At 33.2% G+C, this 16,371-nt stretch carries 14 protein-coding genes; 5 read left to right on the forward strand and 9 right to left on the reverse strand.

Going from position 1 to position 16,371, the window contains the following annotated elements:
• Positions 1–299 precede the first annotated feature (299 nt).
• The 3 genes from pheT to BLT46_RS11540 all read right to left on the reverse strand — a co-directional run bounded on the left by pheT (position 300) and on the right by BLT46_RS11540 (position 5,424).
• Positions 300–2,735, reverse strand: a complete 2,436-nt coding sequence (gene pheT / locus BLT46_RS11530) for a phenylalanine--tRNA ligase subunit beta (protein WP_090410270.1) — start codon at positions 2,733–2,735, stop codon at positions 300–302.
• 101 nt (positions 2,736–2,836) lie between these two features.
• Complete coding sequence (locus BLT46_RS11535) at positions 2,837–3,250, reverse strand: thiol-disulfide oxidoreductase DCC family protein (protein ID WP_090410271.1); 414 nt, start codon at positions 3,248–3,250, stop codon at positions 2,837–2,839.
• A complete protein-coding gene (locus BLT46_RS11540) occupies positions 3,250–5,424 on the reverse strand; it encodes an endonuclease MutS2 (RefSeq protein ID WP_090410272.1) in 2,175 nt (724 codons plus the stop codon). The genes BLT46_RS11535 and BLT46_RS11540 overlap by 1 nt, the downstream gene beginning before the upstream one ends.
• 396 nt (positions 5,425–5,820) lie before the next feature.
• Between BLT46_RS11540 and BLT46_RS11545 the strand changes: the two genes are divergently transcribed.
• A complete protein-coding gene (locus BLT46_RS11545) occupies positions 5,821–7,086 on the forward strand; it encodes an acetyl-CoA hydrolase/transferase family protein (RefSeq protein ID WP_090410273.1) in 1,266 nt (421 codons plus the stop codon).
• 114 nt (positions 7,087–7,200) lie between these two features.
• On the opposite strand, the gene BLT46_RS11550 is transcribed toward BLT46_RS11545, so the two are convergent.
• Positions 7,201–8,094, reverse strand: a complete 894-nt coding sequence (locus BLT46_RS11550; RefSeq protein WP_090410274.1) for a DMT family transporter — start codon at positions 8,092–8,094, stop codon at positions 7,201–7,203.
• A gap of 95 nt (positions 8,095–8,189) precedes the next feature.
• Here BLT46_RS11550 and BLT46_RS11555 point away from each other — a divergent pair, with 95 nt between their 5' ends.
• A complete protein-coding gene (locus BLT46_RS11555; RefSeq protein WP_090410275.1) occupies positions 8,190–9,611 on the forward strand; it encodes an aminotransferase-like domain-containing protein in 1,422 nt (473 codons plus the stop codon).
• Between the two features lie 174 nt (positions 9,612–9,785).
• Here the strand turns inward: BLT46_RS11555 and BLT46_RS11560 are convergent, their stop codons facing one another.
• Positions 9,786–11,234, reverse strand: coding sequence for a nicotinate-nucleotide adenylyltransferase (locus tag BLT46_RS11560; protein WP_090410276.1), 1,449 nt, complete (start codon positions 11,232–11,234; stop codon positions 9,786–9,788).
• Positions 11,235–11,316: 82 nt separating this feature from the next.
• On the opposite strand from BLT46_RS11560, the gene BLT46_RS11565 reads away from it, so the two are divergent.
• From BLT46_RS11565 to BLT46_RS11575, 3 genes are all read left to right on the forward strand, one after another.
• Positions 11,317–12,081 carry an MBL fold metallo-hydrolase gene (locus BLT46_RS11565; protein ID WP_090410277.1) on the forward strand — a complete coding sequence of 255 codons (765 nt, stop codon included), beginning with the start codon at positions 11,317–11,319 and terminating at the stop codon, positions 12,079–12,081.
• Positions 12,082–12,182: 101 nt separating this feature from the next.
• A complete protein-coding gene (locus BLT46_RS11570) occupies positions 12,183–12,590 on the forward strand; it encodes a hydrolase (protein ID WP_245722985.1) in 408 nt (135 codons plus the stop codon).
• 18 nt (positions 12,591–12,608) lie between these two features.
• Complete coding sequence (locus BLT46_RS11575; protein WP_090410279.1) at positions 12,609–13,139, forward strand: hypothetical protein; 531 nt, start codon at positions 12,609–12,611, stop codon at positions 13,137–13,139.
• Between the two features lie 42 nt (positions 13,140–13,181).
• On the opposite strand, the gene BLT46_RS11580 is transcribed toward BLT46_RS11575, so the two are convergent.
• The 4 genes from BLT46_RS11580 to BLT46_RS11595 all read right to left on the reverse strand — a co-directional run bounded on the left by BLT46_RS11580 (position 13,182) and on the right by BLT46_RS11595 (position 16,322).
• Positions 13,182–13,832 (reverse strand): alpha/beta hydrolase, encoded by a 651-nt coding sequence (locus BLT46_RS11580; RefSeq protein ID WP_090410280.1) that lies wholly within the window; start codon positions 13,830–13,832, stop codon positions 13,182–13,184.
• A gap of 5 nt (positions 13,833–13,837) precedes the next feature.
• A complete protein-coding gene (locus BLT46_RS11585) occupies positions 13,838–14,182 on the reverse strand; it encodes a hypothetical protein (protein ID WP_090410281.1) in 345 nt (114 codons plus the stop codon).
• A 15-nt stretch (positions 14,183–14,197) separates the two neighbouring features.
• A complete protein-coding gene (locus BLT46_RS11590) occupies positions 14,198–15,454 on the reverse strand; it encodes a dihydroorotase (protein ID WP_090410282.1) in 1,257 nt (418 codons plus the stop codon).
• A 112-nt stretch (positions 15,455–15,566) separates the two neighbouring features.
• Entirely contained in the window at positions 15,567–16,322 is a 756-nt protein-coding gene (locus BLT46_RS11595; RefSeq protein ID WP_090410283.1) for a carboxypeptidase-like regulatory domain-containing protein, read from the reverse strand.
• Between the last annotated feature and the right edge of the window lie 49 nt (positions 16,323–16,371).

A 16,371-nucleotide genomic window follows, 5' to 3' on the forward strand; every position in this document is an offset into this window, starting at 1 on the left:
TGCTCACTCCAAATTATGTGCATAAAAAAATCCAGAGAGAAAATCCCTCTGGATGTATTGTTTAAAAACTTGTCAATCTATTTTAGGACTAGTCACGTAGTATTAAGGTTGATTACTTCTGAGTACAATTTGTGCGGTAGGATTTTTGTACTTTATAGATGTAGGCATTCATATCAGTAGTATTTTGTAATATTAGAAAATAGATCTAATTATTATATAAACTAGTATAGAAGATAAGGTGAATAAAAAAAAGCATAACCAAATGAATGGTTATGCTTTTTAGTATATGGATGTAATGATTATCTCAATTGAGCACCAACATTATTTTCAAGTTGGTATTGTATTTTACCCATTATTTTTTCAACTTGACTATCAGTTAATGTTTTACTTGAATCTTCCATTAAGATTGAAATAGCATAAGATTTTTTACCATCTTCTATTTTATCTCCTTGGTAGACGTCAAATAATGTAACATCTTTAATGATATTTTTATCAACCTGTTTAACAATATTGAATATTTCTCCAAATGTAACATTCTCATTAATTAAAAGAGCATAGTCACGTTTAACAGATGGATATTTATTAATGTCAGTAAATTTAATTTTAGCAGATAACATTTTAATGGTGTTATCCCAATTAAATTCTGCATAGAATACTTCTTGTTTGATGTCAAACTCTTTAAGAATACCTTTCTTAAGAATACCAAATTCAACAATTAAATCTTTACCTAAGTAATATGAGATACCTTCAGAGAAGATGTCAGATTCAACAGGTTGAGTTGTTGTTTTTGTTAATCCTAAACGAGCTACAATAGCATTGATGTATGCTTTGAATTCAAAGAAATCAATAGGTTTTTGTGTTGAGTTCCAACTTGCTTTAGTGATATTACCCGTTGCAAAAACAGCCAATCGCTTGTATTCTTCATAACTGTTTAGCATTTTATGGTAAGTTTTACCAAATTCAAAGAATTTTAAATCACCACGTTTTCTATTGATGTTGTAAGAAATAGACTCTAAACCTCCAAAAAGTAAAGATTGTCTCATTACACATAAGTCGTGGCTTAATGGGTTTAAGATATCTACTTGGAAACTTGAGTTGATATTCTCTGATAAATCGCTGTAATCAGGAGTAGTTAATGAGTTGTTCATAATCTCATGAAACCCTTGAGCAACCAATTGGTTAGCAATAATATTCTGTACTTTATGATCTTCAGTACGAGAGTTTGCTGCAATTGTAGCGTTTAATTTAGAAGAATAAGTGATATTGTTGAAACCATATACACGTAATACCTCTTCGATAATATCAATTTCTCTTGTTACGTCTGCGCGGTAAGCAGGTACAGTGATACCAATACCAACATCAGACATACTATGTACTTTAATATCTAAAGACACTAAGATTTTCTTTATTGTATCTTTTGGGATTTCTTCTCCAAGTAAACGGTTGATATTATTGAAGTTTAAGAAAACTGAACTGTCTTCAATTTTTTTAGGGTACAAATCAACGATATCAGAAGTGATTTCACCTCCAGCTACTTGTTGAATTAATAAAGCTGCGTGTTTTAAAGCATATTCTGTAATAGACGGGTCAATTCCTCTTTCAAAACGGAAAGATGAATCAGTATTTAAACCATGTCTTTTAGCCGCTTTACGGATAGTAACAGGGTTAAAGTAAGCACTTTCTAAGAAAATTGTAGTTGTGTTTTCAGAAACAGCTGATCTTAATCCACCAAAAATACCTGCTAAGCACATTGGACCGTTCTCGTCACAAATCATCAAATCATCTTGGTGAAGTGTTCTTTCAACTCCGTCAAGAGTTGTGAATTTTGTTCCAGCCTCAACAGTTTTAACAATAACTTTTCCGCCTTTGATCTTAGCTGTATCAAAAGCGTGTAGTGGTTGCCCTAAATCGTGTAGTACATAGTTTGTAACGTCAACGATATTGTTTTTAGGTGCAATTCCAATAGCTTTAAGTCTGTTTTGTAACCATTCAGGAGATTGTTTTACTTCAACGCCAGAGATAGTTACTCCGCAGTATCTTGGAGCTTTTTTATAATCATTAACGCTTACGTCAATTTTTAACGTTCTACGTTCTACTTTAAATTTACTAACAGAAGGAGTAATCAACTCTTTATGTTGAATTTCTTCTTTTGAGTTTTGTAAAAGGCCAGCTCTTAAATCACGAGCAACCCCCCAATGGCTCATTGCATCAGAACGGTTAGGAGTTAATCCAATTTCAAAAACCTCATCAGTTACAACATTGAAAATAGTTGCAGCAGGAGTACCTGGTTCCCATTTGTTGTCAAGAACTAAAATACCACTACCATCTGTTCCAATTCCAAGTTCTACTTCAGAACAAATCATACCAAAGCTCTCTTCTCCACGAATTTTACCTTTTTTGATTTGGAATGCATTTCCTTCTGCATCGAATAATTCTGTACCAATTGTAGCAACAGGTACTTTCTGTCCTTCAGCAACATTAGGAGCACCACAAACGATTTGTACTGGTTCACCTGTTCCTAAATCAACTTTTGTTACGTTTAATTTGTCTGCATTAGGATGTTTTGTACAAGACAATACGTGTCCAACAACAACTCCTTTTAAACCACCTTTTAAACTCTCATAGTGAGTGATTCCTTCCACCTCAAGACCTAAGTCTGTTAAGATTTCTGAAGTTTCGTCTGGTGTAATGTCTAATTTAATGAATTGTTTTAACCAATTGTATGAAATCTGCATTCGAGAATAGTTTTTTATAAGTACGCAAATATAAGCAATGCCTAAGTTTAAGTGAAATTATTTGCGATTAAAAAATCACAAAAAAGTATTAAGATTAGAAATTACAGGAATTTCTGTTTAATTGATTCATTAGGAATCATGCAACTTTCCTTTTTTCCATACCACTTATAACGATTTTTAGCTATAAAATCATAACCAATATCTGTAAGTGCTTTGGGGAAAACAGAAAAGATATTTATCAGAGAGTAGGGAAGTCCTAAGTATGAAGCTATCTTAAAAGCTGCTTGGGATTTTAGGTAGTATGAAATACCTGGTTGGTAAAGCACAATGCTATCCATTTTTTGTCTATCCACACCTATGTAGTCCAAAATCTGTTTACCGATTTCAGAGTCTAAAGAAGCAAATCTAAACTGATCGTTTTTATCTGCTTTAATAACCTTTTGGACGGTGTTGTCGCAAAGGTTGCAAACACCGTCAAACAAGATTATTTTTTTATTTCGTGGTATATCTAACATTACTTTTTGCGTTGTACCATCTCCAACTGGTCTAAACTTACTTTAGAAGTGAAGAAACCATAGTTAACAGTAGCTTTATTTTTTTCAATAACATCAATTGTTCCAACAGAACGACCGTCTATCATACGAACTCTATCACCAACTTTTAGAGGGAAGTTCGTTTTGTTTTTAACTTGTTCTTGTTGTTTTTTGACTTTTTCTTCTTTCTTTTCTTGGCGAATAACCTCAACTTTTTGCTCTACTTCTTTAATAAGTTCTTTTTGTTGTTGTTCTTTCTCCTTTTTCTCTTTTATGGTAACTTTCTTGCGTTTAGAGTTTTCAATTTCAACTACTTTTAGAATTTCTCCAAACAAAGTCTTCTTGCTTTTATTGTTGAAGTATTTTTCTGATAAATCATCTAAACGTTGTCCAAGAGAAACTAAGCGTTGATTTGAGTCGAAAAGCTCTTGGTATCTCTCCAATTTTTCTTGAATCTTTGTATTTATAGATTCCATTTTCTTGCTTTCTTCTCTTGCTTTTGTTTCTTCTTCTTTTAAGTTCTGAGAGGTACGCTCCAACTTATGACGTTCTTTTTGCAAATTAGCAATTGTCTTGTCAAAGCGAACTTTGTCACCTTCTACTTTTTTCTTAGCTCTATTAATTAAGCTAAAAGGGATTCCGTTTTTCTGTGCTACTTCAAAAGTAAACGAACTACCAGCTTGTCCCACATTTAACTTATACATTGGTTCAAGTGATTTCTCGTCGAACAACATATTAGCATTGGTGGCATTAGGTAATTCATCTGCTAATATTTTTAAATTAGTGTAGTGAGTGGTAATGATACCATAAGCTTCACGATCGTAAAACTCTTCTAAAAACACCTCAGCTAACGCTCCTCCTAATTCAGGGTCAGACCCAGTACCAAATTCGTCAATTAAAAATAAAGTACGGTCGTTACACTTTTTCAAGAAGTAATTCATATTCTTTAAGCGGTAACTGTATGTACTTAAATGGTTTTCAATTGATTGATTGTCTCCAATGTCTGTTAAAATACGATCAAATAAGAAGGTTTTACTGCGTTCGTGAACAGGAATAAGTAAACCCGACTGTAACATAAGTTGAAGTAATCCAACAGTTTTTAACGTAATACTCTTTCCTCCAGCATTTGGTCCAGAGATAACAATAATACGGCTATCTTGTTTTAAACTAATTGTTTGAGGATAAGTTGGTTTCCTTTTCTCTTTGTTGTTAACCAATAGAATAGGGTGGTAGGCTTCTCTGAAATACATTTCTCTTTCGGATGTTATTTCAGGCAACAGACCATTAATTTTATTAGCATATTTTGCCTTAGCGGCAGTAATATCAATAAAAGTTAAGAAGTTTTGATAGTCAAACAACAACTCTCTAAAAGGGCGAATTGTGTTTGTCAATCTTTTTAAGATACGAACTATCTCTTCTCGCTCTTCATATTCTAAGTTGTTTAATTCTCTTGAAAAACGCAGTGTAGCCTCTGGTTCAATATAAACGATGCTGCCCGTTTTAGATTGACCAAGTACACTACCTTTCACTTTACGTCTGTGCATTGCCATTACAGCTAATACACGTCTGTTTTCAACTACAGTTTCACGGATATCATCTAAATATCCTGCACTGTTGTATTGTGATAAAGCAGCACCGAAACTTTGGTTGATTTTTCCTCTTACTAAATTGATGTTCTTGCGAATATTCATTAAGTCAAGAGAAGCATTATCCTTGATCTCACCGTATTTGTCCAATACATTTTCAATATCTTTTAAGATACTTTTTTCAAGGGGATAATCAACTGCTTTACTATATAAATTAGGGTAATATTCCTCAAATTTCTTTAAGTAAACAAGTAAGTTAAGCGTTGTTTCTGTCAGTGTAAATATCTTTTTAAAGCTACTTACTTCAAGAAAACTATCTTCAATTCCTAAAAACTTTAATTCGTAGTCAATACTGTCGAAATAATGATTGGGAATTATATTATTATTAGTGTATGAAGAAACATATTCAGACGTTTGTTTTAACGCTCGAATAGTAGATTCTTCTGTTTTATATGGTCCGATTTCCAAAGCAGCTTCTTTACCAGCTTCTGTTACACAAAGTGCAGAAACAGTTTCTAAAACTGTATGGAATTCTAAGTCTTGTAATGTTTTTTTATTTATTGATGTCATTCTTTGTAAATGAGATTGAATACAAAAATAATACTATTTGGATTAATAATCCTTTTCAAATTAAAAGTTGTACAAAAGGCTGGTAAATATTGTCAATGTTGAATTAGTAAATCACAATAGATATTTGGCAATGGATATCGTCTTGTATAGCGCAATTCACGTTTTAATTTATCCGTAGTGAATAAATAGACAAGATGCATAGGTATTCAAAGTAGATTAAATATAGGCTAAATTAGAGCAGTTAATCACCAAAATTACTCAATATGTACATAAGCGATAGATTTATTTACCTAAACCCAACATCTGTCATATAATCATACAGTGAAAAGTTGTATTTTGTAAGCTGTTTAATCAAGCCAGCGATAACATCAATAGGTTGTACTAAAAGAAAATATTATGAAGTATGTTTCAGCGTCAGAAGCGGCAAAAGTAGTCAAGTCCGGAGATAGGATTTATGTGCATGCAGCAGCGGCAACCCCCAATGTTTTAACAAAAGCTATTTCAGATAGAGCAGATGAATTGAGAGGAGTAGAGTTTTGTCATATTCATACAGAAGGAGCGGCGCCATATGCAGACCCAGCGTTAGCTGATAGTTTTCACGTAAATTCATTCTTTATTGGAAAAAATGTACGTCATACTATTGCGGCTGGCAATGGCTCATATACCCCAGTTTTTTTGAGTGAAGTGCCTAATTTGTTTAGAAAAGGAGCTGTTACATTAGATGTTGTTTTAATTCAAGTTTCACCACCAGACGAACACGGTTTTTGTTCGTTAGGAGTCTCTGTAGAAGCTACGGTCGCAGCAATGGAATGTGCTAAGGTTGTTATTGCTCAAATTAATTCTTTTATGCCACGTACTTTTGGTGATAGTGTGTTACACATTTCAAAGATTGATATGGCAGTAGAACACAATTGTCCGCTTTATGCTTCTAAGCCAACTGTAATTACGGATACAGAAGCTAAGATTGGTGGTTTTGTGGCCGAACTTATTGAAGATGAAAGTACATTGCAAATGGGAATTGGAAATATTCCTAATGCGGTATTAGCTCAATTGACAAATCATAAGGATTTAGGACTGCACACAGAAATGTTTTCAGATGGTGTGATTGATTTGATAGAAAGTGGTGTAATCAACTGTTCTAAGAAAGCTGTTACCAAAGGAAGAGCATTAGCAACGTTTTTGATTGGTTCAGAGCGATTATATAAGTTTGTTGACAACAATCCGTTTATCGTTTTGAAAGAGTCTAACTATGTTAATGATACCTCTGTTATTCGTCAAAATCCTAAAGTAGTAGCTATTAACTCTGCTTTAGAAGTTGATTTAACAGGACAAGTATGTGCGGACTCGCTTGGTACAAAAATGTATTCAGGAGTAGGAGGACAGATGGACTTCGTACGTGGGGCATCGTTGAGTAAAGGAGGTAAAGCAATTATAGCATTGTCTTCTGTTAGTAATCGCGGTGATAATCGCATTGTACCTTTCTTAAAACAAGGAGCAGGAGTTGTTACTACACGTGCTCACGCGCAATATATTGTTACAGAATATGGTGTAGCAGATTTGTATGGAAAGACTTTAAAACAAAGAGTGGAGGCAATGGCAAGTATTGCACATCCTAATTTTAGGGAAGAAGTTTTACGCACGTACTACAATAGTATAAAATAATCAAACTATACGATAGCAAAAAGGAGGTCAATGACCTCCTTTTTTAGTTTCCAACTTACATTGAAACCTTATTATTAACCAATAATAATGTTTTAAACTTGCGCTATTTATTAATTACCCAAACTTTTTACTTCCAGCTACACATAAAATGACTCCAATAGTAACTAATATCATATTCGGACTTACATATTCGTTTAACAATGTAGCCGCTAATGCTAAACCAAAGAAAGGTTGAAGTAATTGTAATTGACCTACAGACGCAATTCCTCCTTGTGCTAATCCTTTGTACCAAAATACAAATCCAAGAAACATACTAAATACTCCTAAGTACGCAACACCAATCCAAGCGTCTAAACCTACAAATTCGGGATTAGAGGGAGCTGTAAAGAACATAAGAGGTAGTGATACGGGAAGAGACAATACAACGGCCCACGAAATCACCTGCCATCCTCCTAATGCTTTTGATAATTTAGCACCTTCCGCATAGCTAAGCCCACAAAGTAAAATAGCAATAAGCATAAGAATATTTCCGATTGTAGAACTTGTCCCTCCTTGTAAAACTGCAAATCCAATTACGATTAAACTACCTACTATAGAGAACAGCCAGAATATTGGCTTAGGTTTTTCACCTCCTCTTATCACTGCAAAAACAGCAGTTGACATAGGTAGTATTCCCAAATAAACTAATGAGTGTGCTGATGTAATATGTTGTAAAGCCAATGCAGATAGCAAAGGAAAACCAATTACACCACCTATTGCTACAATAGCTAAAGGTGTTAATTGTGCTCTTGTTGGCTTCTTTTCTTTAAATAATAATAAACAGACCAATGCTAAAATTCCTGCAATCGCAGCTCTTACAGCAGTTACAAAAATAGGGTCTAAGGAAATAACAGCGGCTTTGGTTGCAGGCATAGAACCACTAAAAAGCAATACCCCTATAAAGCCATTAATCCACCCATTTGAAAGGGAGGTTTGTTTTACAGTGTTTAATGCAGTAGCTTGTTTCATGTCTAATGATTTAGTTATAGGACAAAAATACAAGGATACAGTTGATAAGCACAGTAACAATTTTGTATATTTGAATGGATACAGTTTAGAAAATTATGGAACACAATTATTTATATATAGGCATTGCAGAGGCTATAGCAAAGCAAATAAAGAGTGGAGTATTACGGGAAGGTGATAAGTTAGCTTCTGTGCGTATGCTGTGTAGCGAACACAAGGTAAGTATGAATACAGCTAAACGGGTATATCTTGAATTAGAGTCGCAAGGGTTGATAGAAGCAAAACCTCAGTCGGGGTATTATGTTAGCAATTGTTATTATGATGATATCCCATTGCCACAAGCGAGTAATCCTATTTTATTAGCTAACAATAAAGAGCCAAAGGAGATAATTAGAAAGGTATATGCTAATATGGGAAACAGAGCATTAACCTTGTTTTCTTATAGTACTTTATATGATGATTTTCTGCCATTAGCTAAGATGAAGAAAGAGATTATAGCAGCTTCTCGTACAGTAACTCACGGAGGAGTAGAATATGATTCTGTGCAAGGAAATATTAATTTAAGAAGAATGATAGCACAACGATCTATTAGTTGGGGAGGTAGTTTGAGAGAAGAAGATATTATTACTACAAATGGGAGTATGAGTGCTATTTCCTTGTGTATGTTAGCACTTGGTAAACCAGGTGATACAATTGCAATTGAGAGTCCGTGCTATCCAGGCATATTTCAGTTAGCTATTGATTTGGGGTTTAAGGTAGTTGAATTACCAACAGATCCAGTAACTGGAATAAAAATTGAAGCATTAAAAGAGGCTGTAGCTTATATAGATATGTGTTTGTTAATCTCCAATTATAATACTCCTTTAGGAAGCTGTATGCCAGATGAAAATAAGAAAGAGATAGTGGAGTTATTAGATAAACATAATATTCCGCTTATAGAAGATGATGTTTATGGAGATATGTACTTTGGCAATCAACGACCAAAGTGTTGCAAAGCCTTTGATAAAACAGGGAATGTTTTGTGGTGTAGTTCTGTATCAAAAACGTTAGTGCCAGGTTATCGCGTGGGATGGGTTTCTGCAGGAAAATATAAGCATAAGATTATACACCAGAAGTTGGTTCACTTAATATCTACTCCCTCTTTAATGCAAGAAGCAGTTGCGAGTTTTATGAAATCTGGCAATTATGATAAACACCTGCGTAAGTTAAGGAAGGATATTTATAGCAATTACCAAAAATATTTGAATACCATTATTAATAGTTTTCCTTTAGGAACAAAGGTTAATAGACCACAAGGAGGTTTGTCATTGTGGATAGAGTTTGACGAGCGAATAGATGCTATGGATTTGTACGATTTGGCAATTTCAGAGAAGATAAGCATAGCTCCTGGGCGTATGTTTACAGTACAAGAACAATTTCAGAATTGTATTCGCCTGTGTATTGGTTTACCTTGGTCAGAGGATGTCGAGATAAAATTAAAGAGGATAGGGGCTTTGAGTAAACAATTACTTAAAAAATAATCAGATTGTTTTAAAAAATTGAATTGCTTGCTTATAACTTACTATTTGTAAGTATGTACTTATGAGACATTAGTCAGTAATAATCTTAAGGAATGTCCCTTTTTAAGATAAGCAGTAATAAAAAAGGAGGCCAATGACCTCCTTTTATAAGCTGTTGTACAGCCAGCAAAAATATTATTTCTTTTTGTAACCGAAAAGTTCTTTTTCTTTAATGATTTTAGAAATACCCTCAGGTAATTTATCTTCCCATCCTTCTTTGTTTTGTTGAAGAAGTTTAAGAACATCTCTTGAGAAGATTGATAAATTCTCTTTTTGATAATCATCAATATCAATGATTTGCTCTGTTTTCTTAAAGAATTTGTATAACTCTTTAATGTGTAAAGCTACTTTTAAGTTTGTAGAATCAATGATTTCTCCCTCTTCGTTTAACATAGGATATAAGAAAATCTTCATATCATTTCTAAATAACTTACCAAGTCCTTCTAAAATACCACCAGTTAAGTTTTTGTAATATTTCTCTTCAAAAATGTTTAACAAGCTACTAACTCCCATTGCTAATGCAATTTTTTGGTCAGTGTATTTAGAGTAGTACTCTGTTAATTTGTAGTACTCTTGGTAGTTAGAGATCATTACTGTTTGTCCTAATGAGCACAATAAATCAGCTCTGTGTAAGAAGTCGATTTCATCTAACTCACCTTCAGATAATAAGTTAGAAAGCGTAATTTCAAAGATTACTTTTGTGTTGTTTTCAGACAAGTTATTTGTACTTAAAAACTTAGCAAGAGATTTTCTGTATAAGTTCATATTTACAATTGTAACTGGTCTGTAACTACCTCTTAACGTAAGAATGTTTTGTTTGTACAATGCATTAGCAGGTAAAATACTTCTTCCGTCAGGACCAAACATTACAGCCTCTGTCATTCCGTTTTTAACCAAAAGTAAACTCATCAAACGATTGTCTACTTTATCAAACATAGGACCTGAGAAGTTGATACTATCAATCTCGATTTGGTCTTTGTCTAAGTGATCGTATAGGCTATAAATTAATTTCTTAGGATCGTGATGTTGGTAAAAAGCACCATAAATTAAGTTAACCCCTAATATTCCTAATGTTTCTTGTTGTAGTTTAGAATCAGTTTCTTTGAACTGAATGTGAAGAACAATTTTACTGTATTCTTGGTCTGATTTTCCTTGGAACATAATTCCAACCCAACCGTGACCTTTGTTCTTTTTAGCGTAGTCAATTGTAGCTACTGTATTGGCATAACTAAAGAAAGTTTTTGTAGGGTTTTCTGCTCTCACTAAGCGGTCCTCAATCTTCTTAGTCTCGTAATCTAACATTTTAATCAGACGGCTTTCTGTTACATATCTCCCGTCGTCTTCTACTGTGTAAATAGCGTCACTAAAAACTTTATCATAAGCAGACATTGCCTTAGCAACTGTTCTTGAAGAACCACCAGCTCTAAAGAAATGGCGCACTGTTTCTTGTCCTGCACCAATTTCGGCAAATGTTCCGTATATGTTATTGTTTAAGTTTATGCGAAGAGCTTTGTCTGATATGGCAGGCTGATGCTCTATAAATCTATCTCCTTCTAATACTAAATCTTCTGCAAAATTTTTCATCTGTAAGCTATTTTAAACAAACCTAACAAATATCGTACAACAAAAAAAGATAAACCTTATTTTTGTGGAAAATTATAGCGTTTTGGAAGTATATTTTTTGGGAACAGGTACCTCACAAGGTATTCCTATTTTGGGGATTGATCATCCAGTAGGTAAAAGTGAAGATCAAAAAGATAAAAGATTGCGAACTTCGGTTTTAATCAAATGGGATGATACTACGATTTTAGTGGATTGTGGTCCTGACTTTAGACAACAGATGCTAACGGCAGAGTGTAGTTACTTAGACGCCATACTGTTTACCCACGAACACGCTGATCATATTGCAGGACTTGATGAAATACGACCTCTATGCTATCTTCAAGGATCTATGCCTCTCTATGCTTCTGAAAGAGTAATGACTGCTTTAGAAAAGAGATATGAGTATATATTCACACAAGAGAACAGATATCCTGGAGCTCCGAGTGTAATAGAACATATTGTGAACTCAGGTGAAGCTTTTCAGGTTAAAGATAAGACTGTAATTCCCATTGATATTATGCACGGACCATTGCCTATTTACGGGTATCGCTTTGGAGATTTAGTTTATATTACTGATGCAAAATACATTTCAGAAGAGGAAATAGAAAAGCTAAAAGGATGTAAGGTTTTGATAGTAAATGCCTTGAGAATAAAAGAACATCCAACTCATTTTAATTTAACCGAATCCTTAGCGTTTATAGAGCAAGTAAAGCCAGAGAGAGCTTATTTAACACACATTGCACAAGATTTAGGTTTTCACAAAGAAGTCTCTGCAATTCTCCCAAATAATGTATATTTGGCATATGACAATTTACGAATAAATATTTAAATTTACTTTTCATTATGAGACATAAAGCTTTCTTCTATTTATTCCTTTTTTCACTTGTTATCATGGTGTTGTTTTATGCAAACAATAAAAACATGTATCAAATGGAGGAAAAGAAGATAGAAATTGCACACAAGAGAATTGATATTGTACGAGATTCTTTAAAGCAAGTGATTAAAGAGTACAATGAGGCAAATTACTTTTCAGTAGAAAATAACGAAGATGCGCAAGAGTATTTCGATTATAAAAAGATTGATGATAATTTGGTTCAGATTAGAGAAGAAATATTAGCATTAAATCACCAAGAGAATGGTAATCCTTTAGTACCTTATGGTAAAATAAACGAGGATAAATGTATTATTAATAAAGTAAAAATTATTAATCACCGTTGGGTTATTGCTGATTTCTATGCTGGAGCTATTCACGGAGAAGTATTAATTAAGTATTTCTTTACAGAAGGTAAACCAACAGAGTTTAAGACAATTGATACAATTTTATATCCTACAAAATAAACCTAACCACTTATTAATATGAGAATATCTTTAAGTTTAACAGCGCTGTTATGCTTCTTTTTAACATCATGTGATTTTATACTAAAAGAAGACAAAAGTGAAACAAGTAAAGAGGCTATTTCTACTAATGGAAGTAGAACCATTGTTTCACAAGATGAAGATGAACACGGTTGTGCTTATACAGCAGGGTATAAGTGGAGTGAAATTGAAGATGATTGTGTTCGTATTTTTGAAAAGGGATTTCGTTTAAACCCGATAGGATTAGCAGAAGATAGTACGGAAGAAAATGAATTAGAAGACAACGATGTGAGTTGTTTTGTACTTTTCTCTAATAATAAAAAAGAAGCTGAAATTTTCTTACCAAATAAAGTAGGAGGTATCCTTTTAGAACAGACAAATAAAAAGAAATTATATACTAACGCAGGTTGGGAATTAGAAACTGAAAAAGATTTAGTGTTGAAGTATAAAGGTGATGTTAAGTTTACTGCTGCTAAGACAATAGAATTAAAGGTTATTAATTCGGATTTAATACCTGAAGAAGACGAGTAATAAAAAAGGCTGGTATAAATTTTATACCAGCCTTTTTTATTTTTATTTCAATAAGAACTTTTTGAAGTCTGCAAAGTTCAACGGGTGAACTCCGTGTCCTACAGGGTATTCTTTATACTCGTGTTCAATGTTTAAACTCTTCAAAATAGTAGGAGTTTGTCTTGCCCAATCTACAGGGATAACTTGATCTACTGTTCCGTGAGAGGCAAAGAACTTTAATTTGCCAAGATTTCCTTTTTCAAATCCTTCTTTAATGATATTACTATTGAAGTATCCACTTAAAGCAACTACTTTATTAATCTTTTCAGGATAAGAAAGTGCAATAGCATAACTTAATATAGCACCTTGACTAAACCCTACAAGATTGATGTCGTTAGCATCAATTGGATATTTAGCAATTAGTTCATCAATAAATTTAACGATTAAGTCTCTTGATTCAATAGCCTGATTATCGTCAGAGAATTTATTAGCATCTGCGTCAAAGTGTATAGCATACCAAGCATTTCCGTAAGGAGGAACAGGGTAGGGTGCACGTGCAGATATTACATAATAATCTTCAGGTAATTCAGAAGCAAAAGAAAATAAGTCTTCTTCATTACTTCCATATCCGTGAAGTAATAAAATAAGAGGGTTCTTTTCTTTCTTAACTTTTGGCTCTTGAATTAAGTATGCAATTGATAATGATGTATCCATAATAATTAAGCTGATAATTTATTAAACCATTTTTGGAAATATACGCCAATTTTTGGAAGTGGCTTAATGTCATTGCTCAAAACTCCTACAAAGCTGTAAACCCACAGTACGAAGAAACTCAAGTAAAAAGCATAGAAAGCCATTTCAGAAGCGATTAAAGATGCAAGAGTCATCATTATAAAAAAGAACAAGTGCAAACCAATAGTTTGCTTTACATAAAAACCAGCAAAGCGATTTTTAGGTTCTAAGTTCATAAATACCGCAATAATACATCCGACAAATGTAAGGTGTGTAATAATAGCAGTGATTTTTCCCTCTTTAATTTCTTCTTTCGTAAATTGTTTCAGCATTGTAATTTATGTGTTTTATTTTTTGTTGAAGATAGCATTATTACCGTTAATAACACCTATAACTTTTCCTTTCATTGGTTGATTTAAGAAAGCAGAGTTTTTAGATTTTGATAATATAGCCTCTTTTGTGAATGTCCATTCGCTATTAGGGTCAAACAACGTAATATTTGCTTTAGCCCCCTCTGTGATAGTTGCTTTTTCAACGTTAAATATCTCCCTTGCTTTCGTAAGTTTATCAACAATTACTTCAGTTGGTAAAATAGTTCCTAAAGCACCTAAAGCAGATTCAAGTCCAACAGTACCATCTGTTGCTTTTTCGAACTCTAATTTTTTGTGTTCAATATCAAGTGGATTGTGCTCTGATGTAATACAATCAATAGTACCATCAAGAACTCCAGCGATTAATGCTTTTCTATGACTGTCATCTCTCAATGGAGGTAATACTTTATATCTTGTATCAAAATCGTTTAATGTGTTATCCGTAAGAATTAGTTGATGAACAGAAACACTACAAGTAACATTTAATCCTTTACTCTTAGCTTCTTTGATTAATTCAACTGATTTTGCAGTAGATATAGTAGGAATGTGCATTTTACCACCTGTATATTCCAATAAGAATAAGTTGCGTGCTATTTGTAATTCTTCAGCCAGAGCAGGAATACCTTTTAATCCAAGTTTAGTACTTTCAATTCCTTCGTGAGCAACACCTTTTCCTTTGATACTACTATCTTGAGAGAAAGCGATAACTAATCCGTCAAAATCTTGTGTGTATTGTAAAGCAATTTTAAGGATATTAGCATTTTGAATTGCTTTTTTATAGTCTCCAAATGCAACTGCACCTGCATTTTGCATATCGTATAATTCGGCTAAGTCAACTCCCTCTGATTTTACAGTTAAGGCACCGATAGGGAATACCTCAGTAGTTTTATTAAACGCTTTTTGTTTGATAAAACTAATGATACTTTGTGTATCAGGAATTGGATTAGCATTTGGTTCTACCGCTATTTGTGTAAAACCACTTTTCGCAGCCACGTCAAGACCATTTGCGATAGTTTCTCTATCTTCAAAACCAGGTTCTCCTAAGCACACAGAACTATCAAACCATCCTTGAGAAATGTGTAAATTTTCTGCATTGATAACTTCGCAATTTGTAGCGTTGATATCTTTTGCAATTTTAGTAATTACACCATTTTCAATCTGTAAATCAATAGTTTGGTTGTGGAAAGGACTCTGAGGGTCAATAACTTTGGCAGCTTTTAGAACAATATTCATCTTTGGTATAGTAGTTTATAATTAATGATGTGTTGTTATTTGTACAAAAATAGTTTTTATTTCTATTTTCCATAAGGGAAAACGGGGAAAAAGTGCAAAAAAAATACATCTATTAATTAGATGTATTTACTTTTTTAGTTGCAAGAACTTTAGAGTTTTCAAAACAATCGCTAAGTGCTTGATATATTTGAAAATCGGTAGCCGTATAGATGAATTTATCACTATAGTTGCAGTTTTGTAATGATTTAACAATGTCCTCTCTTGTGATATCTAAAAGACCACAAACGATTTCACGGTCATACCTTGTTTGCATTAAAGCAATCATATTCTGATCTTCTTTAATAGCCTCAAGTTTTTTAAGCTTTTTTGATTTTCCTTTAAATAGGTTATAAACCACATCAACAGGACTAAAAAATGTACCCATTGCAGTTCCGTAATACGGAGTTTGGTTTCTTCTATAGAAGTCGAACTGCATTTTTTCATTTAACGCAATAAGTTTAGTGTCAACTTCCAAATAACCAGTTAGGTCAAACTTCTTGATAACGATTTCGTCAAGCTCAATACTTTGTTCAGTAAAGTAGACTTTTAAGTTGTCATTGTTTATCCAGTCGTTTGTAACTTTTAGTTTGATTGGCACATAACCAGGATAAGAAAAATGAATAGAGTCGTTAAGGTTAGCCTCCACGGAGAAGCTACCATCGCGTTTGCTGATGGTTCCTTTAACTTTAGTGATATTAATTACATTAACATCATCGATCGGTAGAAAAGATTTATCATTTAGAATAGTACCACTTACAGTTGTCTTGTCTTGCGCCAAAACGCCCACAGTAGTAAGTATTAGAAATAAAAAAACTGTAAAATTTCTCATAGTTTTTAAGATTGCTTAAAAATAAGAGATATTTTACAGTTTTGTATGT

The organism is Myroides phaeus, assembly GCF_900099675.1.
Lineage (GTDB): Bacteria > Bacteroidota > Bacteroidia > Flavobacteriales > Flavobacteriaceae > Flavobacterium > Flavobacterium phaeum.

Coding starts and splice junctions, on each gene's coding strand:
- BLT46_RS11555 (WP_090410275.1), top strand. CDS start 8,190: ATGGAACACAATTATTTATATATAGGCATTGCAGAGGCTATAGCAAAG.
- BLT46_RS11595 (WP_090410283.1), bottom strand. CDS start 16,322: ATGAGAAATTTTACAGTTTTTTTATTTCTAATACTTACTACTGTGGGC.
- BLT46_RS11560 (WP_090410276.1), bottom strand. CDS start 11,234: ATGAAAAATTTTGCAGAAGATTTAGTATTAGAAGGAGATAGATTTATA.
- BLT46_RS11585 (WP_090410281.1), bottom strand. CDS start 14,182: ATGCTGAAACAATTTACGAAAGAAGAAATTAAAGAGGGAAAAATCACT.
- BLT46_RS11590 (WP_090410282.1), bottom strand. CDS start 15,454: ATGAATATTGTTCTAAAAGCTGCCAAAGTTATTGACCCTCAGAGTCCT.
- BLT46_RS11545 (WP_090410273.1), top strand. CDS start 5,821: ATGAAGTATGTTTCAGCGTCAGAAGCGGCAAAAGTAGTCAAGTCCGGA.
- BLT46_RS11570 (WP_245722985.1), top strand. CDS start 12,183: ATGGAGGAAAAGAAGATAGAAATTGCACACAAGAGAATTGATATTGTA.
- BLT46_RS11535 (WP_090410271.1), bottom strand. CDS start 3,250: ATGTTAGATATACCACGAAATAAAAAAATAATCTTGTTTGACGGTGTT.
- pheT (WP_090410270.1), bottom strand. CDS start 2,735: ATGCAGATTTCATACAATTGGTTAAAACAATTCATTAAATTAGACATT.
- BLT46_RS11550 (WP_090410274.1), bottom strand. CDS start 8,094: ATGAAACAAGCTACTGCATTAAACACTGTAAAACAAACCTCCCTTTCA.
- BLT46_RS11580 (WP_090410280.1), bottom strand. CDS start 13,832: ATGGATACATCATTATCAATTGCATACTTAATTCAAGAGCCAAAAGTT.
- BLT46_RS11540 (WP_090410272.1), bottom strand. CDS start 5,424: ATGACATCAATAAATAAAAAAACATTACAAGACTTAGAATTCCATACA.
- BLT46_RS11575 (WP_090410279.1), top strand. CDS start 12,609: ATGAGAATATCTTTAAGTTTAACAGCGCTGTTATGCTTCTTTTTAACA.